Here is a 21,773-nt window from a genome sequence, read left to right on the forward strand (position 1 = left end):
TCATGCAATGGATGGCAATGGAGCGGCGTAACACATTAGCCTCTGCGCATCTAAAACAGCCAGAACTCAAAGCTCTCACCGGCGTGCGCGGGGTGGCTGCGGTAGTCGTAGCCCTCGCGCATCTGCACATCATGCTGCCCGCCAATCTTCATATGTTCTACATGTGGCACAACGCGGCAGTAGATCTGTTCTTCGTCTTGAGTGGCTTCACCCTTTGCTACGCCTATGGATACGGCACCGGGCGACGCTTGAAAGTGGGGAAATACCTGCTCGCAAGAGTGGCGAGAATCTATCCGCTTTACGCCCTCACACTGATGATCGCATGGGCGATCTACGTGGTTCATTTCACCCCGCCGCCTGCATATCCGGTCGGCAGATTAGTTCGCGACGCTGTGGCCCAATTGCTTACCGTCAACGCCTGGCCCCTCATCGGAAACGGGGTTCATTGGAATAGCCCGTCATGGTCTGTGTCGGTTGAGGTGTTCTGCTATGTTTTCGCTTTCCCGGTGATTTTTTTGCTACCAAGGATGCGAAGCGATGCAGCAATCTTGATCATCACCACGTTGCTGATGATCGGGTCTTACTTCCTGTTCATGTGGTATTTCGACTCTCGTCTCCTGAACAGCGAGATATACACGCCGCCGAGCGCCATATCGTACTACGTCAATCCGGCCAGAGGAATTCTGGGATTTGTGTCTGGGTGGCTGATTTACTGCGCTTACATCAATGATGGTTGGCTCAGAAGGGCGGCCGCGCGAGGTCTCGGCTTGGTCCTGGTGTTCGCCTTTGCCATTCTCGTCGCCTGGTATTACGGCGTCGTCAACGCACAAGCTTTGCTGCTTACCTTCCCGCTGATCATACTTGGAACGGCAGATGGAAGAGGCTTGGTGGCGCGGGGACTGACATGCGGCCCATTTCAGTTTCTCGGCGAGATTTCGTATTCGATCTACCTGACCCACATTTTGGTTTTTGTCGCATTCCTCCGATGGGCCGGACTTCAACCTGGCGAGGGATTCTGATGAATGGCACGATGATCGCGACGACGCTGGTGGTCGCTACCGCTAGCTATTACGGGTTCGAGATGCCGCTTAGACGGAGAATTCGGTCGGTCCATGTGCATCCCCAGGCGGAAGCTACCGCACAAGCTTAGAGCGACATCTCGGATGTGGACGTAAGCTGCCGGCTATTTGAGCCAGTCCTGCCGCGGCCTAATTCGGCCTGCGCAGCAGTTCAAGCACCTGCACTTCAGTACCCCAAGAGGTGCCGCAATCCGATGATTGGCAGGTAGACCGTCCAGACCAGGCAGACCAGGATGGCGACGACAACGCCCATGGCGGGCGCCCATTCCTGCCATAGTTTCAGGAGCCGCCCGCTCAAGGCTTCCAGTTGAGTTTCCATCGCGTACGGGCCTTTAGCTTGGTTTGCGCAGCGCATTGAGAACAACGCCGGCGTCGTTGTGATCCCCGCTCACCATCACTTCCCATAGGCCGTCGACCAACAGGAGATGTCCGCCGTCATAGGTGTGGACTTCGCCGGCGTCGAAAACCGCGTCCCGCAAATGCTGCCGTAGCTCCAGCCACGGCTTGGGTAGCGAAACCCAATCCCCTCGGGGTTCGTCGTATTTCATCCCCTGGCCCTCCCGGGGCCGACCATAGCCAAAATCTGAAAAGCCACAAGCTGCCCGCAAGGGCGGAAAGGAAACTGTCATGGCCGTTTCGCGCGAAAAAGAATCGCTTGCCAAGGTGCTGGCGCACGAAGGCGGCTATGTGAACCATCCGGCCGATCCGGGCGGCCCGACCAACAAGGGTGTGACGCAGCGCGTCTATGACGGCTACCGGAAGGGCAAGGGTCTGGCGAAGCGCTCGGTCAAGAGCATCACCATGGACGAGGTTGGCGAGATCTATGATCGCCAGTATTGGGACGCGGTGAAGGGCGACCTGCTGCCCGACGGCGTCGACTACGTCGTGTTTGATGGCGGCGTGAACTCCGGGCCCGGCCGTTCGATCATGTGGCTCCAACAGGCGCTTCGCCCGATCTATACCGGGCCGATCGACGGCGTCATGGGCGTGGGCACGCTGGCGGCGCTGAAGGCGGTCAACAACAACGACGCGCTGATCGATCGCATCTGTGATCTCGCGCATGAACTTCCTTCGCCATCTCGGCACGTTCCCGACCTTCGGCAAGGGCTGGACAGCGCGCGTTGCCGAAGTGCGCGCGATCGGCAAGGCATGGGCGACCGGCGAGACGCCGCAGGCCGCCAGCTTCGTCGACGGCGGTCAGGCAAAGGCGCTGGTCGAGGATGCCAAGGCGGCGCCATCGACAGCGCCGGCCGATTTGGCGACCGGTGGTGGCGTCGCCGGCGGTGGGCTCGCTGGCACGTTAACTGAGCTCCAGAACCAGATCTCGCCGCTCTCGTATTCGAGCGAGCTCATTGGAAAAGTCGTCGTTGCCCTGGCGTTCGCGAGTGCACTGCTGGTCATCGGCGGCCTTGCCTATCGCTGGTACGTCAACCGCAAGGCCAAGCACCTGGCTGAAGCGCTCGGTACCGCGCCGGCATGACCTGGCTCATCTCTCTGGTTGCCGGCATCCTCGGCGTTCCCCGCCCGCTGGCCGGCGTTATCGCCTGGGCCGCCATCGCTGTCGCCATCTCGGGCGCTGCGGCCGGGGGCTACGCGCTCATCAAACATTGGGGCGCCGACGAGCTGCGCGCCAAGATCGAAAAGGAGAACACCGATGCGATCCACAAGGGCATTGATGCTCGCATGTCTCTTGACGAGTGCATCGACGCTGGCGGCGTGTACGACTTCGGGCGTCAGCGGTGTAACGCCGCTACGACAGGCCATCGGTAACAGCCTTGCCGGTGCGCAGGGCAAGAGCATCGCCGACCAGAACAAGATCGACCGCACCATGGCGCCCGGCTGCGCGGTGAAGCTCTACACCCGTGCGGAATGCGACCTGCACACCAGGGCCAGCGCTGCGCGCCGTGCCGAACTGAAATCATAGCTTTGCACCGAGGGCGGGGATGATGCCGACATCAGGAACGAAAAGCTTGGAAATGATGATCGGCGGCCTGCTGCAAGCCACGCAAGACATGCAGCGCGACATCACCGAGATCCGGCGCGACATCAAGGATAGCGATGCCCGGGCAGCGCTCAGTTATGAGCAATCTGAACAGCGCGCAGCTGCCAGCCGGGCGAAGATGTACCAGAAGACCGACGAGCTGGTGGAGCGCGTGAGTGCCACCGAGACGGCCGTCAGCAAGCTCAATGCCGATATGACCAGCGTCAAGGAAGTCACGGCGGAGGTGACGCGCTGGAAGCTGATGGGCCTCGGGGCGCTCGGTGTCACCGGCATGGGAGCAGCGGCGCTGGCTTCGCTCGTTACAGCATACTGGACGGACATCTGGCGCGTGCTGCGGGGTGGGTAGCCTGGATCTGCTGATGTTTTGTTTCGGCCCGCCAGGTTGCAATCTCTTCGAGGGTAATAGGTGGTAATAGGTGGCAATGACGCGGTTAAAATGTTGTATCGAGAGGGACCCCAGCAGCAAACCCGACCTGGCCTTCTGTGCGCTCAGAAACGGAGCGAATAGCGTTAATCCAGGCTGCGAAAGACCGGGTGGGCAAGCGATAAAAGCCGCGCCCCTTTCTGCTGTCATCTGACATGATAATCTGCCTAGCCTTTAACGCATTCAGGGCGTTGGTCACAGTGGTTTTGGCGAGGGCTGACTCTTCGATGATCTGCCTGCGCGAGACCCACTGGTCCCCGTGTGACGCCATGGTGTTAAGCACGTGGCGATAGTCATTTGACGCAATCCGTAGGTGATACATCTCATTAAAATATTTATCCCCAAGCTGGGACAGCGCTCCATTTTCCGAAAAGGCTCCGCCGATCACATCTTGGGCTGTGATTAGGTTGTCTTTGTCATGCTGAAAGGCTGAAAACGCGAATTGCTGGATGAAATGGGGGTACCCTTCTGAAAGGTCCGCCAGCAGGTTCTTAGCTTCTAGGGTTATGTCAGTGGCCGCCGTGTTCTTTTCGTTTGCGACCTTCATTCCGCGGTCGATTACGTCAATCCGCTCGCCTGGCAAAAGAGGATCAAGCAACATCGTCGTAAACAGTCGGGGGGAAGACTCGTGGCTTTCCTTCAGCCGGCCCAGTAACGTCGGGAGTCCAGCTAACCCAAGAACAACATTGTTGCACTCTTTTCGTGCCAAACGCTCCGTCATCAGTTTGCAAAACTCGCCGAGTTTTGCCTCTGGGCCGGGGCGGTCCGCTTCATCGATCAAAATCAATATACCGTCGATATCTGCAGAAAGAGTCCCGCAGAGGCTCGCAACCTGGGAGACGAATGCATCGAGAGCCTCATGAGGGTCGAATGCGTCCGCATCTTTATGGTACCTGACGCCTAATATTTCCCAGTTTGTGGCCCAATCCCAAAAGGCTCTTGCCCTCTCCTTGATGGCAGACTTAGCCCCGATCGTTTCTTTCAACTCCCGGCCGATCGCTCGGACGATATCCATTTGGGTCGAGGCTGCGCCAAGATCTACCGAGATTACCAGGAAATTCAATTTTTCATTCGTGAATGTCTCTATTTCGCCGTTGGCAACAAGCTTGGTGACGAAAAACAGAGAGCTCTTTCCGATCCCACGTTCTCCCTGAATCATAAAATGTATGGGATTGCCGTGCTTGGCTTGGAACAGTCCATGTTCAATAGCTCTCATTTCATCGAGCCGCCCAGTAAATATTCCAGGTGAAATGATTCCGTTTGGTTTAAATGGGTTAAATTTCATAGTGATAGCGCCCCCCGACGGCCCGGCCTTCTGATTCCACTTAAACCGAATCGTCTAACGGCCACAAGTAAGTGGATGCGCTTCGTGCGGGTCGCAACCAGCCCTAGCGGCTCTCTGTTGCCGTCACGGCGCCTTTTGCTTCTTGTACTCTGGAACATTCCTGCGCCGAAGAGCTTCGGCCCTTGCACTGTTCCCATTCAGTGCATGTTTCCCCCCAGACGTTGCCCGCTGCCGAAAGGTGGCGGGCTTTTTTCGTCCAGCCCGGAACGACCAGCGCCGTGAGAGGTTAGGCGTGTGGCCGATGTCTCCCTCCCCTCCGCCCGCGTCGGCTCAATAGCCCGTCTCGGCTCACGCCGGGGCGGGTTTTTTGCCTTTAACGCGGAACAAACCGGCTGTTTGCCCGGTTGAAGGCGCGGAAGCTTCGCGACGACAACTCCCCAGCTTCCGCAGCCCGCCTCGCTCCACGGCAATGGCTTCGAGGCGGGCTGCTTTCGTCTGATTTGATTGGAGGCTCGGTTGGAAAGGGACTAAATAAAATTCTACGAAGGGAGGCGGGCGATGCTCGACACGCACACAGACACCACGCGCGCGGCCATCAAAGCCACCATCCTTCTGCGGCAAAAGTCTATTGCTGGAACCCCCGCCTTTCGCCGCGAGATAGACAAGACCCGAAACGCGATCAAAGCATCGCGCGAGTTGCTGAAGCGCCTTCGCCAACGGCAGAGCGAAGCCACCGTCCGACCCTGGGAAGATGCAGATCCGGCTGCCATTGCCGTGTCCGCGTTCGATGCCGACCTTCTCCGCGCTTCATTTAGAGATTTGGTCGTGGAAATGAACTTGCCGGAGTCTCAATGGCCCGGTCTAGCTAAGAGCCTGGTACTCGAATATGTCGGGTGCGAGCAGGTCGAAGTTGGCTTGCTAGGTTGGATCATCGGCAAGACGCCGGCGGCTTCACCGTCGTAAGGGGAACCATTTGTCGGACAAAACGTTGCGGGGGATGTCGGGGACAGCTTAATGCCCAAGCGCGACAAAGCCGGTCACAAGACCGTCGCCGATCATCTTCGCGATTTGATACGCAACGAGGACAATCGCCGACAAATACAGAAGGTCTTCGGGTTGGAGGCTGAACCTGCGCTGCCACCAACGCTAACCTCACTGCTGGACGCCATTGAAGAGGCTCATAAGCGAACCCTAAATTAACGCTCATGGCGCAGCAGAGATTTGACCTCAGAAAGGAACCAGATGGGACCTGGACGGTGTTCGATGTGTTCACCGGTCAGCCGGCTGATGTGTATGGCACACCCGCCGAAGGTCTCGAAATGGAGTATGCCGACGATTTGGTCGATCTCCTGAATGCTGCCGACCTGAAACGTAGGGCGGCCCGAGGTGACCTTTAATGGCACTCCATTGGTTCAGCCCTCCGGTCTACGTTAGGTCAGACAAGGTCGGCATCACGACAGGCATAAGTCACGTCGAGGGCGCCGCTCAGGAACTCATAAAGTGGCGCAAGAGGGGACCCAAATGGAAGACGGCGGTGCAGCTCTGCGTCGACTGCTTTGCGGACCGAGCGTCACCCCAGGATGTCCGGAAGGCATTCGAGGAGGCTGCTAAAGAAGAGGGAATGTTACGGGGTCACTGACGCCGGACCACTCGGCACAAAGCTCATCCGTAGCGCTTGCCGAGAGGAGGGGTCTTGAGGGCGTCGAGCTGATCCTGAAGGCGGCCGTTCAGCACGATCATTTCCTTCAGGGCTTTCATAGGATCGCCCTTGTGGAGGGCGACGAAATTGTCGGCTATGGCTTGCAATGCTGCTTCCTGGCGACTGTCGAGAGTGATGATGCGGTCTGCCATGAGCGGTACCTCCACTGCTTAGAACAATGAGCCCTGCTGCGGCGCCTGTTGCGGGAATTTGATCTGCGTCGCTGGCTTGTCGACGATCACGAGGGCATCGTCGGGCGCGGGGCGCTGCAACTTCTTCGCCTCCGACCAGGGCGCGGTAAGCCAGGTCTCGATTTCTTCCCGGCTGGTCAGGATCACCGGCATAGCCTTCTCGTGAATCGGCTTGATCAGCGCGTTGGGCGCGGTCGTCATGAAGCCATAGAGCTCGAAGTCTCCCGGACCATCCTTGACCTTGCGCACGCCATGCCAGGGCGTCCACAGGCCCGCGAAGAAGAACAACGGACGCTCCTCGTTCAGCGCAAACCAGTAGTTCCGCTGGATACCGGTTTCGGGGTCTTTGTCGCCAGGCGCCGGGGACGGCTCGGCGAAGCTGGTTACGGGAACCACGCAGCGATGCTCGATCCCGACATATTGCTGCCAGTGGCCATACTGTGGGTTTCGTATGTTCGTGGTGCCATAGTCGGCGGCGCCTTTCACGCGCTCGGCCGGCGTCGGCATCCCCCAGAGAAGGTTGGCGACCTCGCGCTGCCCATCCTTGGCGTTGCGAACTACCGGGCCCGGCCTGTTCGGATAGATGTCAATCGACGGTTCCAGGTTGCCGAGGATATCCCGGAGGGCACCCGTCCACTGGCGTATGGCCTCTTGGCTGGTGGTGAGATTGTAGAGATTGCACATGTCTTGCCCTAGTTGCGCAGGATCTCGGGAACGCTCAACGGCCCCAGGTCGAGGATGCGCTTGTATTCGCCCGTGCGGCGCCAGGCACCCCGGATCTTCCCATTCTCCCGATCGCGTTTCGGATCGAACACGTCGCCGCCAAAATGGTCAAGGAAGGCCTTCGCCGCGGCGGGGTCGGAAAAGCAGTGGATGCGATAGTCCTCATATTTGCCGCTCGGCCATATCGCCTGCACCCGCCTTATCTGAGGCTTGACGCCGATGTCCTGGCAGAACTGCGTGATCATGGTCAAGTTTCGATCAGTGCAGATGTCATCCGGCAAGGCGACCTGGTGCGGCCAATCCCGGTCGATAACCGATGGCGCGGGCGTGACGCGATTGCGTTTCGGCATCAGTGTAACGACGGCTTCTCGGTAGCTGCCTCCAGCGCGTTGATAGCGTCGCGCACAGCTCGGCGCTTCGCTTCGATCGGCTCATCCGGGCGGAGATGGGAATGGGAGAGGGCGGTAAAGGCCATGGACAGGTCGCCAATAAGGTCGCGCATTGAAAGCTGGTCGACGACCTCGGCAGCAACCCGCCAAGCCAAAACCGCGTCCTCCCCGTTCAACGTGTCCTTGCCATCTTGCTCGAGATGTTCGCGAAGCATCGCCAGCGCTGTCGAACGATCGGCGAGTTGCGTCTCGGGATCGGTCAACAACTCGAGCCTTACCGATATGGGCGTGCGGCTCTCCGGCCAGGTCTTACAACAGGCCTCCAATGCTGCCGCATGGGCTTGCCCCCAAGCACTTGCGGCGCGCGACGCCGAATGGTCGGGACCATCGGGCGGACCGTTGATGTCCCAACCTTCAACTACGAAGGCACCGTAAGCGGCTTCCTCGGCAGTGAAACCAGCGCGTTCTAGCGCTTCCTCTGCTGCCGCTAAGCCGCGCGAAATTTCCTCGGGCGAGGCGCCCGGAACTGACAGAACAAGGTCCATGTCATCCTCCTGTGGCTATCCTGCCAACAGTGAACGAAATGAGAACATTGGAGTCAAGCCCCTCTTGACGAGTGAGGAATATGTTCCTCATTTCAGGGTATGCCAGAGACCTACGCGCCCAAGAGACGAGACTATCCGCTGTCGAATTTGAACGACGGCATGCGCCTGGTGCGCATCCGCTGTCGCTACTGCAAGCGGACCCACTGCTACCATCCCTCCGACCTCATCCAGATATTCGGGGACGTCGATGTCGATTCCCTGATGGATGGAATGAAGTGCGAAAATGATCCAAGCCACGGCCGGCTCGATGTCGAGGCGTTCGCGCCGACAGGCAGGGAAGCCGTAGGACTGCGCATCCGTCGCCTGGTGGCTCTAAAGGTCCAACGCGTGCCGATCTGGCGCGAAGACCCAGCGTGATGCGCTTAGAGCCAGCCCAGCCATTGCAGCGCTCGGTATCCGATCTCCCCAAGCAGGATGACCGGCACGAAAATCGCGGCGAGCCAAAGGATCAGCTTGGTGTCGCCAGGAAAGCGGGATGCCATTCTTCTCTCCTATTCCGGTGCTGCGGCCATGCGGAGGGTTAGACCGGCGCCAGCGCCCCGGAGAATGTCACGGTCTGGACGAAGATCGATGACGCGGGCCCAATGCGTCGGCTGATAATAGACGTACATCGTCATGTCCGGATACCACGGCGAACGCAACGTTCAGACGCTCAAGCGGCAACGCTCGCCGTGGTGCAGCGTCTTGCCAATCGCGTTTCTCGCTCATGTTCAGATCCTCTCGGGTGAAGGGGTTAGGCTGGCCGCGCGCACCTCGGACAGGTTTGATGAACCTGCGGAGCGCTTCGTAAAATTGTCGCAAAGCCTTGTGGGAATGGTGGGCGATGACGGGCTCGAACCGCCGACATCTTCGGTGTAAACGAAGCGCTCTACCAACTGAGCTAATCGCCCGCTCCGGGCCGGACCTTTAAGCGGTCGGGGCCAGCTTCGCAAGGCCAAATGAGCGTGGGACGCCGTCGTTGCGGGCCGTATTTGCGAACAAAACGCCGGCTGTCAAAAAACCTTCTCCAGTTTGATGTTATGATGGTTTCGTGCGCTTGACACCCGGTGGCGAACCCCTTATCCAGCGCCCAACGACGAACACGGCTGACACGTGCTCGTCAATGCGCGGGTGTAGCTCAGTTGGTTAGAGTGCCGGCCTGTCACGCCGGAGGTCGCGGGTTCGAGCCCCGTCACTCGCGCCATTAGTTTCAAGGGGTTAGCTACCGCCCCTTGAAAAAGTTTCAACTCTCATTTTCCGGAGAGTTTCAACTTTTCGTATTCATTCCGTTCCTGGCCGAGCAGTTTCTGCCCTTGCGTCGGGCTGCGCAGACGGCCACCAGATTGACCGGCATGTACGTCTTCTGGAGCGCCTTGTTCTGGTCGATTGAATTGGCCATCTTGGCCGAGATCGCCTCGATCGAAGCGCCGCTGGCGCGGCGTTGGCCTCGACCGCACCGGAACGCCCAACGTCCATGAACCGGGCGGGCCGAGGGGGACGCATCGCGATATTCAAGCGGTTCAACCGCTACGGCACCGGTATAGTCTCGGTTTGTGTGAAGACTGCATGTCCGGCCGTGAACACTACGGTATTGGCTAGCAGCGGAGAAATGCCCCCATCGTGCGGATAGACAAAGAATTTTTGCGGGCGCACGCGGATGCTTTCACAGGATCCTGTTAGGCAGGGCAACAAACTCAGACCATCGTGAGGTCGGTTAGGCTGGTGCCCGATCGCGTCCATTATTGTGGGATAGACGTCGATCAACTGCGATTCTCCGTCAGATACCGCAAAATCAGAGTCCGATTGAGATGGCTTAATCATGAGGGTTGCCATCGACCTGCTTTCAAATGCTGCGGTGGTGCCTCCAAATGCGGTGATGCCGGAGTGATACGGCGGACTCATCTCTGAGCCAACGAGTCCATTCAAAAAGCCTGCCCACCCGGACCCGTGGTCAGATTGTATGACGATAATGGCGTCGTCATAGCGGTCCAGTCGCTTGAGCTCTTGCAAGAACTCCACAACAAGCTTCATGGCGCAACTGGCCTGAGACCTATAGGCAGCCTGGATCCCGACCGCCGCACGTTCGGGATCGACCATGCAATTTGCATCGAGCACGTAGGGGCCATGAGGAAGGATCGCTTGGAACAATGTGTATCTGCCGCGCGCGGCAAACCGCTGTTCATTCGCGATCAGATATTTCATCCCCACAACAGCCTGAAATGGATGGACGCCTTGTTCTACGGTCTTCGGGATGTAGCTTTCCGCTTTGCGCTCAAATACCGCGCTAATCCGTTCGCCGGCCGAGTGTCCCCACCCCAGGGCCTCATTTGTCAAGAAATTTGGAAACAATTTTGCAAACAATAGTCCAGAAAATTCGACAATTTGCGGATGCTTTATTGAGTACTGGTACTTGGTGATCTGCTCTGGCGTGAAGAATACATCTGCAACATTTGTCTGCAATATCTCCGGAAGCCCCACAACATCAACTGCATAACCATCCGTCCGAAGATCTTTCAGCAATCCTTGATCGAAGGCTGCTCTCCAGGCGGGAAAGCTTCCGCTCCGAAATATGGTACCGGTCAGATAGCTCGCAACCGACGATAACGTATACGGATAGTTTGAAATATTCCGGCGCATAAACGTAAACCCGCGAAAAATGCTCCGGTCATTCATCTCTTCGATGGCGGCAAGTGCAAAATCTGACTGCATCTCATCGAGATGAAAGTGATATATATTTGGAAGGTCCGAGCGGCCATTTATAGACAAGCCGGATTTAGGAGAGTTTTCGGTTTCAGCCGGTGGCACTGGCAGGCCCGCAGCAACAGTGGCCAATCCGGCAATTAACGCGATCGACAGGATGGCAAAAACCCGAACCAGCGTGCCTAGAGTCGTAACTGCACCCACCGCCAACAGCGCGACCAAGATGGCAACTTCTACCGCAGTGATGGAGATGGGCTCCGGGCTTGCGAATGATGCGCCATCTAAGCGACTCAGCTGAACGGGGGCAAAAACGTCGGCGAGTAATACGAAGGCCCCTAGAAGCAAATACGCCTTTTTTACGAAATCCCGAATTCCGAACAAGGTTAGAGTGGATACAAATATCAAAATAAATGCGCCACCATAAATGAAAATAGTGGGGAGCCAAATATCATACCCCAATTCCTTGGCGTTTTTCGCATAAAGTTCCAATGGAAAAAATACGAAAAGAACTAATATTGGAAACAGTAAGGCGAGAAATGCCATCGAAATTCTAACAATGCGATTGGAATTAATGCCCATTCGAAAATACCCCGATGAAGTACCATCTCTTTTTAATTCATCGTCTATCGAATTGATAAAGTGTACGGCCGGTGGCTGACACTGTTTGTTTCTTCGCAATGCGGGAAACGGACGTGAGTGCGCATTCGAACGAAGAAGGGTTATAATCGGGGAAGATATCCTCTCGAAGAGCAAGCATGTGTCGAATTGTTGGATCATCCTTAGGGACGAACTCGATTATGCCGGTGGGAGCAACGTCAACAATCCATTTGACGGCCTGGTGCAAAGGCACGTTTCTGCCAATGGCAAGATGGTGCTCAAAAGCGAGAGCAAGAACCGCATCAGCTCTGAATCTGGACGAGAAACCCTTTCGTTCCTTCTGAGCCCATCCTTGATCAGGGCTGGGGTTCGCAGCATCCAGCCACAACGGAAGAAAGTTCATTTTAGCTGACGCGGCCCGCGAAAATCCGATGTCGACTGCGGTCTGATCGAAATCGAAGCCAACTACCGCTTTCGCGCCACCCTCCAAGGCGGCGACCGAAAAGTCGCCAGTATTGCAGCCCAGATCGATTGCGGTGGCGACTTGGCCGGATGCCGCGAAATCGTGGATCATTTGCCGCTTTGTCGAGGCCTCTTGACTGGAGTAGGTGTTCATACTCGCGTATGCGCCCCACACAGTCTTGCCGGTGTCGGCCGGCTCTAGGCGTGCGATCCACCGGCGCAATTGGGATAAAATGCCGTGATACCCCGCCCGCGGTAGCTTTCTGCTTCGGCTAACCCTTTTGACAGCGTTGCTGGGATCATTCACGGAGCTCTGTTCAAGGCGACTTTGCAGCGTGACGTGGGTCAACATGTTCCACGAAAATCGCTCAGAAAATGTGAGCAAGCGAGCAAAATCGCGGGTGGAAATGCCCTCCAGCGCACCCCTGAACCATGAATTGTGGGCGATTCCCTTCACAGCTCGGAGAAGCAGCGGATTAAGAAACTGCTCGCAGAATTGTCTGTGACCCGTCCAATACTCCCCGTCCCGATATGGCCTAACAGAGAGGATATCGATGAAGATGGGCTTGGAGCCAACGAACTGCACATTGTAGGCGCTTGCGTCAGAAAGGACAAAATTCTCGGCCAATAGTTGTATTTGCAGGTCAAGATGATGCAGTGCTGCTGCCTTCAACGCACCGAAAGACCATTCGTAGGGATAGCTCAAGAATGGTATCGCTCCGTGTTCCAACACGTAAGCTGGTTTTCCTACGACCTCGGGCCAATCTGCGGGGGCAACCTCACTGGTCCGGACTATTTTATCCAGCTCGGCGTAACGTAGCAGGATGCCCGCATCCCGGGCGGCCTCATAGCTCGCTTTGCCCTGGTCGGTCACTGTGCGGAAAACCCGGCCATCGGAAACAAAGACCGACCCGGAAGGATCTCGGAACGATCCGTCCTCAAAAACTAGTCCTGAACCTTTCATTTCCGGTCTGTACGATTCTTACCGAAAATGCGCGCCAACAGCAGTTTGAGGCGATTGTAATAGATGGTTAACACGGTGGTGCCCGCCGCGACACCTGCAATCAAGCCCTGCAGCAGCATGCTCCCGGTGCCCGGGTCGAGATATGCGTGAGCCGACACCGTCAGACTCAATAAATATAGCATCCCAAGTGAAGCTGTCAGTCTCATCTTGTACAAAGGCCCATACTCCCCATCGGCTCTGCGCGCGGTTGCTGTTTAATGCGCCTTTAATGCGATCCAACGCGTTTGACCAGACATTTGTCACAAATCTTTCACACTTCGAGAAACTTGTGGTGACGGAAATGGCCGCGACAGCGTGTCGCTAGTGAGCCACTCTGTCGCTGTGCGGCGCCAAACATTTCGGATTTTTGCGATCGAACATGTCTCCGCCAAAATGGTCAACGAACGCCTTCGTCGCGGCGGGTCGGCGAAGTGAAGGCGATAGTCCTCATATTTGCCGCTCTACCATATCGACGGCACGTGCCCGTTCGATGAGTGATGGCGCCGGGGGTTAACACGATTACGTTTGGCATCAGTGGGAGGTCGGCTTCTCGGTTGCTGCCGCTTGGGCGTCGATTGCGTCGCTCCTTGACCTGCAACATCATGGCGTGGGGCTGCTTGAATACGATGTACTTGGCGCCGTGCCGAGCGGAGGTGGCCGGCGCCCTTTTTTGGGGGCGGGTGGGGTAAACCCGACTTGCAGGACGCCGGCCAGGCGGGTTGGGGTCCGCCGGGAACTATAATGCCAGAAAACCTTATGGTTCGATATTCCGCGATAACGGAACATCTGCGCGACATGCGTGAGTTCCAGCCGATCTCAAGGGGCTTGTGGTTCGGCTGTTCATCCCTAGCGTTGGTAGCGCATATCGGCTTTCTGGCCGCAGATCTTGAAGGTGTAGACGTTGTGCTTTTTGTGCGCCGAGCGCCATCGTACGGATGGCTAGGAGGGCGGGGAGCCCGCCCACCGTAGGCACAACGGCTCTCGGTAAGATGCCTTTTATGGCAGCTCTGCTATCTACCAGCCCTGCCGACTATACCAGTCGTCGACGTCTCGGCGTACGCGATCCTTCTCGATGCCGTAGCGTTCCTGGATAATGCCCTCAAGCTGATCGCGTTTGCCGGCGATGCGGTCGAGATCATCATCAGTGAGCTTCCCCCACTGCTCCTTGACTTTACCCTTGACCTGCTTCCAGTTTCCTTCGACGCGGTTCCAATCCATTGTGGCTATCTCCTGAATCACACATGGAAGAACGGGTGTATCGCCATGAGGTTCCGGTGGGCCAAATCCCCGTCGATCACCGCCAGCGGGAACGCTGCGGTTGCGCTTGGCATCAGTGATGATGTGCGCTGGCTTTCTTGTTCCCCTCACGCGTTGTTCACGGCGGCGCCAGCCTGAAGTCGCTCCCCTCCGGCAGCAATTGCCCGCCATCGACGACAATCGTGGTGCCGGTGATGTAGCTGGCATCGTCGGAGGCCAGGAACAGGAAGGCATTGGCGACGTCGCGCGGGCTGCCCAGCCGGCCCAGCGGAATGGCGTCTTCCATGTTCTTGATGAAGGCAGCACCCCGGTGAAGCTCCATTCCCTCGGTGAGAATGTTGCCGGGTTCGACGCCGTTGACGGTTATGCCGTAGCCGGCGAATTCGAGCGCCGCCGAACGGATCAGCCCGTTTATGCCTGCCTTGGTCGCGGAATAGTGGCCGTGGCCGGGACTGGTGACGTGCGGTCCGGTGATCGAGGAGGTGAACAGCATGCGCCCGCGGCGCTGCGCCTTCATCGGCACCAGTGCGGCGCGAGCGGCATTGAAACTGCCGCGCAGATTGACCGCCATGACGCGATCCCAGTCGTCCGGGCTGGTGTTCTCCAGCAATTGCCAGGGATAAATGCCGGCGTTCTGGACGATGATGTCGAGGCGGCCATGGTGCGCGAGCGCCAGCGCGACGGCGGCCTCGACATCGGCCAAAAGCGAGATGTCCGTGCCGATGAAGGCGGCGTCAAGTTCACTGGCGGTCGCTCGCCCCACCTCGATCTCGGTGTCGGCAAGCACAAGCCTGGCGCCTTCTTCGGCGAAACGTTGGGCGATGCCCTTGCCGATGCCGCGCGCGGCGCCGACGATCAGCGCTACTTTGCCCGACAGTCTTCCGGTCTCTGGCCGTACGGTCATGCGAGCCTCTGGCGAATGGTTTGCTTGAAGGCGTCGAGCAGGACCGCCGCCAGCACCAGCAAGCCGTGAATGACCTGGGTGAAGTTGGCGGGCAGGCCCATCAGATTGATCGCCGTGTTGATTGCCGACAAAAGCAGCACGCCGGCATAGACGCCGGGTAAGGTGCCGACGCCGCCTTTCAGGCTGACGCCGCCGATGACGACGGCGGCAAAGGCGTTGAACAGCAGGCCGACGCCGAGATTGGCGGTGGCGCCCGATGTGCGGATGGCGAGCAGCCAGCCGGCAAGGCCGGCTATGGCGCCGGCAAGTACGAACGCGATGATCAGGTTGCGGTTGACGCGGATGCCGGCGCGGAAGGTCGCCGTCTCGTTGCCGCCGATCATCACCAGATGCCTGCCGAAAGGCGTCTTGGCCATAATCAGCGAGAAGACGACGAAGCAGGCGATCGCGATCCAGGCGGTGAGCGGCAGACCGATCAGCCGCTGGATGCCGAACCAGCGGATGGCAGGCGCCAGATCCTGCGCCGAGCGGCCGCCCGAAATGACCAGCACCAGGCCGCGCACCCAGATGTAGGAGGCCAGCGTGATGATGAAGGCGCTCATCTTGACCTTGACGACCAGGAATCCGTTGAAAGCGCCGATGACGCCGCCGACGGCAAGCGCCAGCAGCAGCGAGACCGGCACCATCAGCCAGTCCGGATGCAACTGTACGCCGAAGCCGATGCCCGAAGAGCAGAACAGGATGCCGACCACCATGGCGCTGAGCGCAGCCACCGATTCGACCGACAGGTCCATGTGCCCGGCGATGATGACCAGCGCCAGGCCGATCGACATCACGCCTAGCACGCTGGAGGCTTCGATGATGTTGGCGAAAATACCGAGCTGGAAATAGTTGGGAATGAAAAGGAGAACACCACCAGCACGAAGACCAGCATGAACCAGACGAGATTATCGAGGACGAACTCGAGGATTTGACGGGTGCGGGGGCTCATGGGCTGATCCGGTTTGGGTTCGAATGCCGCGGCGGCTCTATGCCGGGCAATTCTGCCGGGCAGGGCGGCTCCGGGCGGGTGGCCCGGAGCCGTTCTGGGGAACGTTTATTCGACGGACTTCACGGTGTCCTTCGGCGGCTTCTGGTTGCCCCAGAAGGCCGGGTTGTCGACGTTCTCCTTGGTGATCGCGGCACCCGGGATCTTGATGTTCGGGCCCCAGGCCTCCTTGGTCACCACCGATTTCAGGCCAAGCACGTCATAGTCGCCGGGCTTGATCTCCTGCTTGTTGACGACCTTGTCCATGAACATGGCGACCGCCGCGGCCTGCGCGTAGAGCGGCTGTTCGACTTCGACGTTGAGCCAGCCCTTGCGGATCAGGTCGAGGCCGACCGGCGCGCCGTTCGAACTCATCAGCATGACGTCGCCCGGCTTCTTGCCGGCGGCCTCGAGCGAGGCGACGGCGGCGACCGAAAGATGCGCGGCGTGGCTGAAGATCAAGTCGATGTCGGGGTTGGCAAGCATCTGGTCGGCGACGATGGTGCCGGCGTTGCTGGCCTCCCATTGCATGGCCGGGAGCGAGATGATCTTGACGTCCGGGAACGCCTTCATCTTCTCTTCAAAGCCTTTCTGGATGTCGAGCGTGTAGGGATCGCCGGGGTCGCCGAGCACCTGCAGGATCTTGCCCTTCACAGCGCCGTTCTTGGCCTTCAGCAGCGCTTCGGCCTGTTCGGCGGCGACGTGGCCGATCTCGACAGTGCCGGCTACCGAGGTGAAGTCGGACGGAGTGGAGGTGATCTGGCGATCGAATTCCACGACAGGTATGCCGGCCGCGCGCGCGGCCTCGATCGACGGCTTCAGCGCGTTGAAGTCGACGGCGGCCAGGATGATCGCCTTCGGTTTCAGCGCGATGACGTCGTTCATCTGCGATTGCTGGGCGTCGGTCTTGTTGTCGGCGTTCAGCGTCTTCATCTCGTAGCCGACCTGTTTCAGAAACAGTTCCAGCGCGCTCACCGAGCCGGTCTGGAACTCATCGAGCAAGGTCGGCACCATGTAGTAGACGGTACCCTTGGACTGGGCGAATGCCGGCGTGAGCGTGGCAACTGCCAGTGCCAGGATACCGAGGACAGAAAGAAGTATTCGTTTCATGTCGTTGGCTCCTCTAGTGCCGGACCCCTCTTTTGTCCCTCAGCCCGCCGGTCCGGCACCGGCAAGCGTCTCCCCGGTGATCATGTTGATCACCGCATCGGGACTTGTTTTGTTGCGTGCGACATCGCCGGCCACGACGCCTTGCCGGATCACTACGATCCGGTCTGCGACCTGGAAGGCCTGCTGCATGATGTGGGTGATGATGACGACGCCGATGCCCTGGTTCGCCACCTGGCGGATCATGTCGAGGCCGCGCCGCGTCTGTTCGACGCCAAGCGCTGCAAACGGCTCGTCGAGCAGCACCAGCTTGCCGCCCCAGTGCACGAAGCGGTTGAGCTCGATGGCTTGCCGCTGGCCGCCCGAAAGATGCTCGACATTGGTGCGCAAAGACGGAATGCGGGTGCCGGCGCTGGCAAGCGCCTTGCCGACCACGGCCTCCATCGCCCGCTCGTCGAGCACTGGAATGCCGAGCACCTTGCGCGTGATCTCACGGCCCATGAAGAAATTGGCCACCACGTCGACATTCGTGCACAGCGACAGGTCCTGATAGACGGTCTCGATTCCCGCCGCCTTGGCCTCGGCAGGGGATTTGGCAAGGAACTCCTTGCCTTCGAACAGCATGCGGCCGGAGGTGGGCTCCAGGCCGCCGGCGATGATCTTGACCAGCGTCGACTTCCCGGCGCCGTTATCGCCCAGCAACGCGACCACCTCGCCCTTGCCGATCGAGAAGCTGATGCCCTTCAGCGCCTGGATCGCGCCATAGTTCTTGGTGACGTTGTCGAGCACCAGCAGGGGTTCGCTCATCAGGCAACCTCCCTGGCTGTCAGAATATCGCGGCCGCGTTCGCGCTCGGCGGTGAACATCTGGCCGAAGCGTGGCGACAACACGCCAGAGACGGCCAATGCGGCCGCGCCGCGCAGCACGGCTTGCTGGCCGCCGCCGGCGACGACGATGCGTGGCGTCTTGCGGTCCTTGCGGGCCGAAACCGAATTGTGCAGAGGCGCAGCCGACCTCGCCAGGCGTTCGAGCAGGTCCGGCGCCGCCAGCCCGCCGAGCACGACCGTCTCGGGGTCGAAAAGGTTCTCGATGATGGCAATGGCGTTGCGGAAGATCGGGCCGACCTCGGCGACCCAATCGGCATCGCTGCCCTTCCAGCGCCCTCGCGCTTCGAGCGAGACATAACGTTCGAGGCAACCGCGATTGCCGCACGGGCAAAGCTCGCCATTGGGAACGACGGGAATATGGCCGATCTCGCCGGCATTGCCCCAGGCGCCGCGCAGCACGCTGCCGTCATGCATCATGGCGCTGCCAAGTCCGACGCCGAAATAGAGATAGTAATATTCGGAATGCTGGGCGCCGATGCCGTAGAGGCGCTCGCCCATGGCGGCCGCAGCCATGTCGCCGTCGAAAAAGGCCGGCAATCCTGTCGCCGCCGTCAGCCGCTCGCGCAGCGCCACGTCCTTCCAGCCGGCCATTGTGGTCGGCCCGATGAAGCTCATCGTGTCCACGCCGAACGGGCCGGGAAGCGCCATGCCGATGCCGATGACGCGGCCCGCGGCGCGCGTTCCGGTCAGGTCGCGGACCATGGCGCGGACCTGGTCGAACGCATGATCGGGCGTCGCGTTGGGGGCCTCGCGGTGCAAGCTGTCGATCACGTCACCGCTGAGATTGATCAGCGCCGCGTCGATCCCCAGCGGCGTCAGGTGGATGCCGACGGCATAGCCGCCCTCGGGATTGATGCGCAGCGTCGCCGGTGGCAGGCCACGGCCCTTCGGCTCCTCGCGTACGGACAGGACGTAACCCTGCTCCTCCAGTTCGCGAACGATGGTCGATACGGTTTGAACGGTGAGGCCGACATGCCTGGCGATATCGCCCCTGGCGATGGGGCCGTACCGGCGGATCGATTCGAGCACGATGCGTCGGTTGTACGGCCGCCCGAACTCCTGATTGGTCCCTCGCAATGCCATGCCTTGCGTCCCCGGTTGAGGCAAGGTTGGCACCAAATATTTATTCAGTCAAATGGAATTCAAAAATGCACCGCATTTAAGGGACGCGCCCGCTACGGCGGAAAAGCCGGCCGGTGTCCGGCTGATCACCGCGCCCTAGATAGCGGGACATGGATAAGATTTATGTCTTGCTGATCTTTGCCGCGGCCATTGCCATCATCTGCCTGGGCGGCAGATGGAACACATCTGATACCGACCACTATATGGGCTTCGACAATTTGCGGTCGCCCCGAAAGGGAAAAGCCCTGAACGGCGACAAGGATGCGAAAAAGCGATGAGGACGGCGCGGGACGGCGGCGGCCTGGGCCCGTTCGTTAGAGATACTGCGCGACCTTCTTGCCGACCGTGAGGAAACGCAAAGGATCGATCGCTTCGCCATTGTGGCGGACTTCGTAATGCAGATGCGGGCCGGTCGAGCGACCGCTGCTGCCGGTCTTGCCGATGACAGCGCCGGCATCCACTTTTTCGCCCACGGTCACGTCGATTTCGCTGAGATGTCCATAGCGCGTGGCAAACCCATTGCCGTGATCGACTTCGACCATGCGGCCATAGCCGCCATTCCAGCCGGCCTTGGTGACCACGCCTGGCGCGGTGACCTTGGCCGCCATGCCGATCGGCGCCCTGAAGTCCATTCCCGAATGCAGGGCGGCCGTGCCGAGGATCGGGTCGGTGCGCACGCCGAACGGGCTGGTGACGGAATGACCGGGTGCGGGATTGGCGAGCGGCAGCCGGCGTGCTTCCTTCTTGAGTTGGTCGAGCGTGTCCAGCGCCTCGTCCAGTTCCTTGACCTTGCTGTCGAAAAACATCGAGCTGTCGAGCGGGATCAGCGGTCCGCCGACATCGCTTTCGTTCTTGCCGAAATCACTGTCGACCGGCAGTCCGGCCGCCTCGAGCGCCTGGGTTATGGCGTCGGCATTCTTGTAGGCGTTATCAGCAAGTATGCTGATGCGCGTGAGCTGGTCGTTCTCGATGGATTTCAACGACTTGTTGATCGAAATGAACAGTTTGTCGGCACGATCGGCGGCTGAATCGTTCGGCAGCGGATCGGAGCGGGTCGCCCACAGGGAGAACGGCCTGGTGTCGGCGGTGCCAGTGGCGGCGCCGAGGCTGGCCAGCGCGTAGCTTTGAGCAGGCTGGGCGATGCTGCCGGTCACTTCGGCGTGTTTGTCAGGCTTTGCCGGCACTGCCGGATCTTCGGCCGTCGCTGCGCCGACTTCATTTTCGGCGCGGTCGAGCAGCGGGCCGAGGCGGCCGTGGCGCTGGCTGAGCTGCGTCTGGCGCTCCAAAAGCTCGCTCACCTTGGTTTCCATCAATTGCTGGTCAAGCAACTGCCGGCTGGTGATGCGGTCGACCTGGGCGCGAAGCGCCGAGATGCGGTCTTCGTAAGCCTGCTGCATGCGCGCCTGGCGCGCGGTGGTGGCGCCGATCAGGTCGTCGCGCAGCACGAGATAGGAGGTGGCCAGCAGGTAACCGATGGCGATCGCCGCCAGCGCCGAACCGAGAAATACAACCAGCCAGGGCCGGATCGTGAAGTGCCTGATCTCGCTGCCGCGGGCGATGATGACTGTATGCGGTTCCTTGCGCCTGCCAAAGATCGCGGACTGACCGGTTGCGTTCACGGGACCAAGCTTTCGTTTACGACACCACGACAGCCCGACTACACATTATTAAGGTTAACAAAGCTTTGCCGAAGCAAGACGCCGGCAAGAATTGCCCGCAAAGCGAGCATGGGGTTGCTTCGCGTCGCTTTCTGAAAACAAGGGCGCGGAGGCGCCCCCTCAAATCGCCCGCACAGCTTCCAGCACCTCCTCGGCATGGCCCTTGACGCGGACCTTGCGCCAGATCCTGGCGATGCGCCCGTCGCGGCCGATCAGGAACGTCGCGCGCTCGACACCCATGTATTTGCGGCCATACATCGATTTTTCGACCCAAAGGTGGTAGGCCTCGATCACCTTGCGCTCCTCGTCGGAGGCAAGGTCGATGGTAAGATCGTATTTCGACTTGAACTTGTCGTGCTTCCTGGCGCTGTCGGGCGACAGGCCGATCACGACGGCGCCGGCCTTCTCGAACTCCGGCTTCAGCTGCGAAAAGCTGATCGCTTCGGCGGTGCAGCCGGTGGTGTCGTCCTGTGGGTAGAAGTAGAGGACGACAGGTCTGCCGGCAAAGCCGGCCAGGCTGAGCGAACCACCGCCGTCCCGCGGCAACTCGAATTGCGGCGCGGGATCGCCCACATTGAGGTCAGCCATATCCATGCCCTTGTTTGAGGTTACGCGCGAAGCCACACCGATATAGTGTCGAGCGGGGATTCGTCCACGAGCGAGTTCGTAGAAC

Annotated in this window: 27 protein-coding genes, 2 tRNA genes and 1 pseudogene; 11 read left to right on the forward strand and 19 right to left on the reverse strand. The window is 59.4% G+C overall.

From position 1 onward, the window contains the following. Positions 1–2: 2 nt before the first annotated feature. Positions 3–1,019, forward strand: coding sequence for an acyltransferase family protein (locus ACIU1A_RS09340; RefSeq protein ID WP_404927163.1), 1,017 nt, complete (start codon positions 3–5; stop codon positions 1,017–1,019). A 226-nt stretch (positions 1,020–1,245) separates the two neighbouring features. On the opposite strand, the gene ACIU1A_RS09345 is transcribed toward ACIU1A_RS09340, so the two are convergent. Next, on the reverse strand, positions 1,246–1,398 hold the full coding sequence (locus ACIU1A_RS09345) for a hypothetical protein (RefSeq protein WP_404927164.1): 153 nt from the start codon (positions 1,396–1,398) through the stop codon (positions 1,246–1,248). Between the two features lie 13 nt (positions 1,399–1,411). Continuing rightward, on the reverse strand, positions 1,412–1,627 hold the full coding sequence (locus ACIU1A_RS09350; protein ID WP_404927165.1) for a hypothetical protein: 216 nt from the start codon (positions 1,625–1,627) through the stop codon (positions 1,412–1,414). 79 nt (positions 1,628–1,706) lie between these two features. On the opposite strand from ACIU1A_RS09350, the gene ACIU1A_RS09355 reads away from it, so the two are divergent. The 3 genes from ACIU1A_RS09355 (at position 1,707) to ACIU1A_RS09365 (ending at position 3,427) form a co-directional block, all read left to right on the forward strand. Further along, complete coding sequence (locus ACIU1A_RS09355; protein WP_404927166.1) at positions 1,707–2,387, forward strand: glycoside hydrolase family 108 protein; 681 nt, start codon at positions 1,707–1,709, stop codon at positions 2,385–2,387. 168 nt (positions 2,388–2,555) lie between these two features. Next, positions 2,556–2,849 carry a hypothetical protein gene (locus ACIU1A_RS09360; protein WP_404927167.1) on the forward strand — a complete coding sequence of 98 codons (294 nt, stop codon included), beginning with the start codon at positions 2,556–2,558 and terminating at the stop codon, positions 2,847–2,849. A gap of 206 nt (positions 2,850–3,055) precedes the next feature. Then, on the forward strand, positions 3,056–3,427 hold the full coding sequence (locus ACIU1A_RS09365) for a DUF1515 family protein (RefSeq protein ID WP_246681934.1): 372 nt from the start codon (positions 3,056–3,058) through the stop codon (positions 3,425–3,427). A gap of 85 nt (positions 3,428–3,512) precedes the next feature. On the opposite strand, the gene ACIU1A_RS09370 is transcribed toward ACIU1A_RS09365, so the two are convergent. Then, complete coding sequence (locus tag ACIU1A_RS09370; RefSeq protein WP_404927168.1) at positions 3,513–4,790, reverse strand: ATP-binding protein; 1,278 nt, start codon at positions 4,788–4,790, stop codon at positions 3,513–3,515. A gap of 558 nt (positions 4,791–5,348) precedes the next feature. Here ACIU1A_RS09370 and ACIU1A_RS09375 point away from each other — a divergent pair. From ACIU1A_RS09375 to ACIU1A_RS09385, 3 genes are all read left to right on the forward strand, one after another. Then, a complete protein-coding gene (locus ACIU1A_RS09375) occupies positions 5,349–5,753 on the forward strand; it encodes a hypothetical protein (protein ID WP_404927169.1) in 405 nt (134 codons plus the stop codon). Positions 5,754–5,804: 51 nt separating this feature from the next. Continuing rightward, complete coding sequence (locus tag ACIU1A_RS09380; protein ID WP_404927170.1) at positions 5,805–5,990, forward strand: hypothetical protein; 186 nt, start codon at positions 5,805–5,807, stop codon at positions 5,988–5,990. Between the two features lie 196 nt (positions 5,991–6,186). Beyond that, complete coding sequence (locus ACIU1A_RS09385) at positions 6,187–6,429, forward strand: DUF982 domain-containing protein (protein WP_404927171.1); 243 nt, start codon at positions 6,187–6,189, stop codon at positions 6,427–6,429. 23 nt (positions 6,430–6,452) lie between these two features. Here ACIU1A_RS09385 and ACIU1A_RS09390 read toward each other — a convergent pair whose 3' ends face one another. The 4 genes from ACIU1A_RS09390 to ACIU1A_RS09405 form a co-directional block, all read right to left on the reverse strand. Continuing rightward, positions 6,453–6,641 carry a hypothetical protein gene (locus tag ACIU1A_RS09390; protein WP_404927172.1) on the reverse strand — a complete coding sequence of 63 codons (189 nt, stop codon included), beginning with the start codon at positions 6,639–6,641 and terminating at the stop codon, positions 6,453–6,455. An 18-nt stretch (positions 6,642–6,659) separates the two neighbouring features. Beyond that, entirely contained in the window at positions 6,660–7,364 is a 705-nt protein-coding gene (locus ACIU1A_RS09395; RefSeq protein WP_404927173.1) for an SOS response-associated peptidase, read from the reverse strand. Positions 7,365–7,372: 8 nt separating this feature from the next. Then, entirely contained in the window at positions 7,373–7,648 is a 276-nt protein-coding gene (locus ACIU1A_RS09400; protein WP_404927174.1) for a hypothetical protein, read from the reverse strand. Positions 7,649–7,752: 104 nt separating this feature from the next. Next, a complete protein-coding gene (locus ACIU1A_RS09405; RefSeq protein ID WP_404927175.1) occupies positions 7,753–8,337 on the reverse strand; it encodes a hypothetical protein in 585 nt (194 codons plus the stop codon). 159 nt (positions 8,338–8,496) lie between these two features. Between ACIU1A_RS09405 and ACIU1A_RS09410 the strand changes: the two genes are divergently transcribed. Then, positions 8,497–8,754 carry a hypothetical protein gene (locus ACIU1A_RS09410; protein ID WP_404927176.1) on the forward strand — a complete coding sequence of 86 codons (258 nt, stop codon included), beginning with the start codon at positions 8,497–8,499 and terminating at the stop codon, positions 8,752–8,754. A gap of 457 nt (positions 8,755–9,211) precedes the next feature. On the opposite strand, the gene ACIU1A_RS09415 is transcribed toward ACIU1A_RS09410, so the two are convergent. Then, positions 9,212–9,287: transfer RNA gene (locus tag ACIU1A_RS09415), tRNA-Val, on the reverse strand. A 216-nt stretch (positions 9,288–9,503) separates the two neighbouring features. On the opposite strand from ACIU1A_RS09415, the gene ACIU1A_RS09420 reads away from it, so the two are divergent. Both ACIU1A_RS09420 and ACIU1A_RS09425 read left to right on the forward strand, forming a co-directional pair. After that, positions 9,504–9,580 (forward strand) — tRNA-Asp (locus ACIU1A_RS09420). Between the two features lie 28 nt (positions 9,581–9,608). Then, positions 9,609–9,854, forward strand: coding sequence for a hypothetical protein (locus tag ACIU1A_RS09425; RefSeq protein WP_404927177.1), 246 nt, complete (start codon positions 9,609–9,611; stop codon positions 9,852–9,854). A 49-nt stretch (positions 9,855–9,903) separates the two neighbouring features. On the opposite strand, the gene ACIU1A_RS09430 is transcribed toward ACIU1A_RS09425, so the two are convergent. From ACIU1A_RS09430 to ACIU1A_RS09470, 9 genes and pseudogenes are all read right to left on the reverse strand, one after another. Further along, on the reverse strand, positions 9,904–11,619 hold the full coding sequence (locus ACIU1A_RS09430) for a hypothetical protein (protein WP_404927178.1): 1,716 nt from the start codon (positions 11,617–11,619) through the stop codon (positions 9,904–9,906). 73 nt (positions 11,620–11,692) lie between these two features. Next, the gene (locus ACIU1A_RS09435; protein WP_140631590.1) at positions 11,693–13,099 is read right to left on the reverse strand and encodes a 50S ribosomal protein L11 methyltransferase; all 1,407 of its coding nucleotides are present in this window, start codon (positions 13,097–13,099) and stop codon (positions 11,693–11,695) included. Continuing rightward, positions 13,096–13,314 (reverse strand): hypothetical protein, encoded by a 219-nt coding sequence (locus ACIU1A_RS09440; RefSeq protein ID WP_404927179.1) that lies wholly within the window; start codon positions 13,312–13,314, stop codon positions 13,096–13,098. Before ACIU1A_RS09440 ends, ACIU1A_RS09435 begins: the two co-directional genes overlap by 4 nt. An 838-nt stretch (positions 13,315–14,152) precedes the next feature. Continuing rightward, positions 14,153–14,356 (reverse strand): CsbD family protein, encoded by a 204-nt coding sequence (locus ACIU1A_RS09445; protein WP_140493912.1) that lies wholly within the window; start codon positions 14,354–14,356, stop codon positions 14,153–14,155. A gap of 157 nt (positions 14,357–14,513) precedes the next feature. Beyond that, positions 14,514–15,299 carry an SDR family NAD(P)-dependent oxidoreductase gene (locus tag ACIU1A_RS09450; RefSeq protein WP_140522020.1) on the reverse strand — a complete coding sequence of 262 codons (786 nt, stop codon included), beginning with the start codon at positions 15,297–15,299 and terminating at the stop codon, positions 14,514–14,516. Beyond that, positions 15,296–16,290, reverse strand: a pseudogene (locus tag ACIU1A_RS09455) (ABC transporter permease). Before ACIU1A_RS09455 ends, ACIU1A_RS09450 begins: the two are co-directional and overlap by 4 nt. A 105-nt stretch (positions 16,291–16,395) precedes the next feature. Further along, a complete protein-coding gene (locus tag ACIU1A_RS09460) occupies positions 16,396–17,436 on the reverse strand; it encodes a sugar ABC transporter substrate-binding protein (protein WP_140556945.1) in 1,041 nt (346 codons plus the stop codon). A 39-nt stretch (positions 17,437–17,475) separates the two neighbouring features. Continuing rightward, positions 17,476–18,240: an ATP-binding cassette domain-containing protein gene (locus ACIU1A_RS09465; protein ID WP_140493903.1), complete on the reverse strand. Its 765-nt coding sequence runs from the start codon at positions 18,238–18,240 to the stop codon at positions 17,476–17,478. Further along, a complete protein-coding gene (locus ACIU1A_RS09470; RefSeq protein WP_140515776.1) occupies positions 18,240–19,403 on the reverse strand; it encodes an ROK family transcriptional regulator in 1,164 nt (387 codons plus the stop codon). Before ACIU1A_RS09470 ends, ACIU1A_RS09465 begins: the two co-directional genes overlap by 1 nt. A gap of 149 nt (positions 19,404–19,552) precedes the next feature. Between ACIU1A_RS09470 and ACIU1A_RS09475 the strand changes: the two genes are divergently transcribed. Next, positions 19,553–19,720, forward strand: coding sequence for a hypothetical protein (locus ACIU1A_RS09475; protein ID WP_181169680.1), 168 nt, complete (start codon positions 19,553–19,555; stop codon positions 19,718–19,720). Between the two features lie 36 nt (positions 19,721–19,756). On the opposite strand, the gene ACIU1A_RS09480 is transcribed toward ACIU1A_RS09475, so the two are convergent. Beyond that, the gene (locus ACIU1A_RS09480; RefSeq protein ID WP_140560972.1) at positions 19,757–21,061 is read right to left on the reverse strand and encodes a M23 family metallopeptidase; all 1,305 of its coding nucleotides are present in this window, start codon (positions 21,059–21,061) and stop codon (positions 19,757–19,759) included. A gap of 159 nt (positions 21,062–21,220) precedes the next feature. After that, positions 21,221–21,688: a peroxiredoxin gene (locus ACIU1A_RS09485; RefSeq protein WP_140493897.1), complete on the reverse strand. Its 468-nt coding sequence runs from the start codon at positions 21,686–21,688 to the stop codon at positions 21,221–21,223. Between the last annotated feature and the right edge of the window lie 85 nt (positions 21,689–21,773).

Origin of the sequence: Mesorhizobium maamorense, assembly GCF_044998965.1 — a bacterium.
Lineage (GTDB): Bacteria > Pseudomonadota > Alphaproteobacteria > Rhizobiales > Rhizobiaceae > Mesorhizobium.

What these genes read in the sequence shown, in the direction of transcription:
- ACIU1A_RS09340 (WP_404927163.1), top strand. Translation starts at nt 3, where the DNA reads ATGCAATGGATGGCAATGGAGCGGCGTAACACATTAGCCTCTGCGCAT.
- ACIU1A_RS09345 (WP_404927164.1), bottom strand. Translation starts at nt 1,398, where the DNA reads ATGGAAACTCAACTGGAAGCCTTGAGCGGGCGGCTCCTGAAACTATGG.
- ACIU1A_RS09350 (WP_404927165.1), bottom strand. Translation starts at nt 1,627, where the DNA reads ATGAAATACGACGAACCCCGAGGGGATTGGGTTTCGCTACCCAAGCCG.
- ACIU1A_RS09355 (WP_404927166.1), top strand. Translation starts at nt 1,707, where the DNA reads ATGGCCGTTTCGCGCGAAAAAGAATCGCTTGCCAAGGTGCTGGCGCAC.
- ACIU1A_RS09360 (WP_404927167.1), top strand. Translation starts at nt 2,556, where the DNA reads ATGACCTGGCTCATCTCTCTGGTTGCCGGCATCCTCGGCGTTCCCCGC.
- ACIU1A_RS09365 (WP_246681934.1), top strand. Translation starts at nt 3,056, where the DNA reads ATGATGATCGGCGGCCTGCTGCAAGCCACGCAAGACATGCAGCGCGAC.
- ACIU1A_RS09370 (WP_404927168.1), bottom strand. Translation starts at nt 4,790, where the DNA reads ATGAAATTTAACCCATTTAAACCAAACGGAATCATTTCACCTGGAATA.
- ACIU1A_RS09375 (WP_404927169.1), top strand. Translation starts at nt 5,349, where the DNA reads ATGCTCGACACGCACACAGACACCACGCGCGCGGCCATCAAAGCCACC.
- ACIU1A_RS09380 (WP_404927170.1), top strand. Translation starts at nt 5,805, where the DNA reads ATGCCCAAGCGCGACAAAGCCGGTCACAAGACCGTCGCCGATCATCTT.
- ACIU1A_RS09385 (WP_404927171.1), top strand. Translation starts at nt 6,187, where the DNA reads ATGGCACTCCATTGGTTCAGCCCTCCGGTCTACGTTAGGTCAGACAAG.
- ACIU1A_RS09390 (WP_404927172.1), bottom strand. Translation starts at nt 6,641, where the DNA reads ATGGCAGACCGCATCATCACTCTCGACAGTCGCCAGGAAGCAGCATTG.
- ACIU1A_RS09395 (WP_404927173.1), bottom strand. Translation starts at nt 7,364, where the DNA reads ATGTGCAATCTCTACAATCTCACCACCAGCCAAGAGGCCATACGCCAG.
- ACIU1A_RS09400 (WP_404927174.1), bottom strand. Translation starts at nt 7,648, where the DNA reads ATGATCACGCAGTTCTGCCAGGACATCGGCGTCAAGCCTCAGATAAGG.
- ACIU1A_RS09405 (WP_404927175.1), bottom strand. Translation starts at nt 8,337, where the DNA reads ATGGACCTTGTTCTGTCAGTTCCGGGCGCCTCGCCCGAGGAAATTTCG.
- ACIU1A_RS09410 (WP_404927176.1), top strand. Translation starts at nt 8,497, where the DNA reads ATGCGCCTGGTGCGCATCCGCTGTCGCTACTGCAAGCGGACCCACTGC.
- ACIU1A_RS09430 (WP_404927178.1), bottom strand. Translation starts at nt 11,619, where the DNA reads ATGGCATTTCTCGCCTTACTGTTTCCAATATTAGTTCTTTTCGTATTT.
- ACIU1A_RS09435 (WP_140631590.1), bottom strand. Translation starts at nt 13,099, where the DNA reads ATGAAAGGTTCAGGACTAGTTTTTGAGGACGGATCGTTCCGAGATCCT.
- ACIU1A_RS09445 (WP_140493912.1), bottom strand. Translation starts at nt 14,356, where the DNA reads ATGGATTGGAACCGCGTCGAAGGAAACTGGAAGCAGGTCAAGGGTAAA.
- ACIU1A_RS09450 (WP_140522020.1), bottom strand. Translation starts at nt 15,299, where the DNA reads ATGACCGTACGGCCAGAGACCGGAAGACTGTCGGGCAAAGTAGCGCTG.
- ACIU1A_RS09460 (WP_140556945.1), bottom strand. Translation starts at nt 17,436, where the DNA reads ATGAAACGAATACTTCTTTCTGTCCTCGGTATCCTGGCACTGGCAGTT.
- ACIU1A_RS09465 (WP_140493903.1), bottom strand. Translation starts at nt 18,240, where the DNA reads ATGAGCGAACCCCTGCTGGTGCTCGACAACGTCACCAAGAACTATGGC.
- ACIU1A_RS09470 (WP_140515776.1), bottom strand. Translation starts at nt 19,403, where the DNA reads ATGGCATTGCGAGGGACCAATCAGGAGTTCGGGCGGCCGTACAACCGA.
- ACIU1A_RS09475 (WP_181169680.1), top strand. Translation starts at nt 19,553, where the DNA reads ATGGATAAGATTTATGTCTTGCTGATCTTTGCCGCGGCCATTGCCATC.
- ACIU1A_RS09485 (WP_140493897.1), bottom strand. Translation starts at nt 21,688, where the DNA reads ATGGCTGACCTCAATGTGGGCGATCCCGCGCCGCAATTCGAGTTGCCG.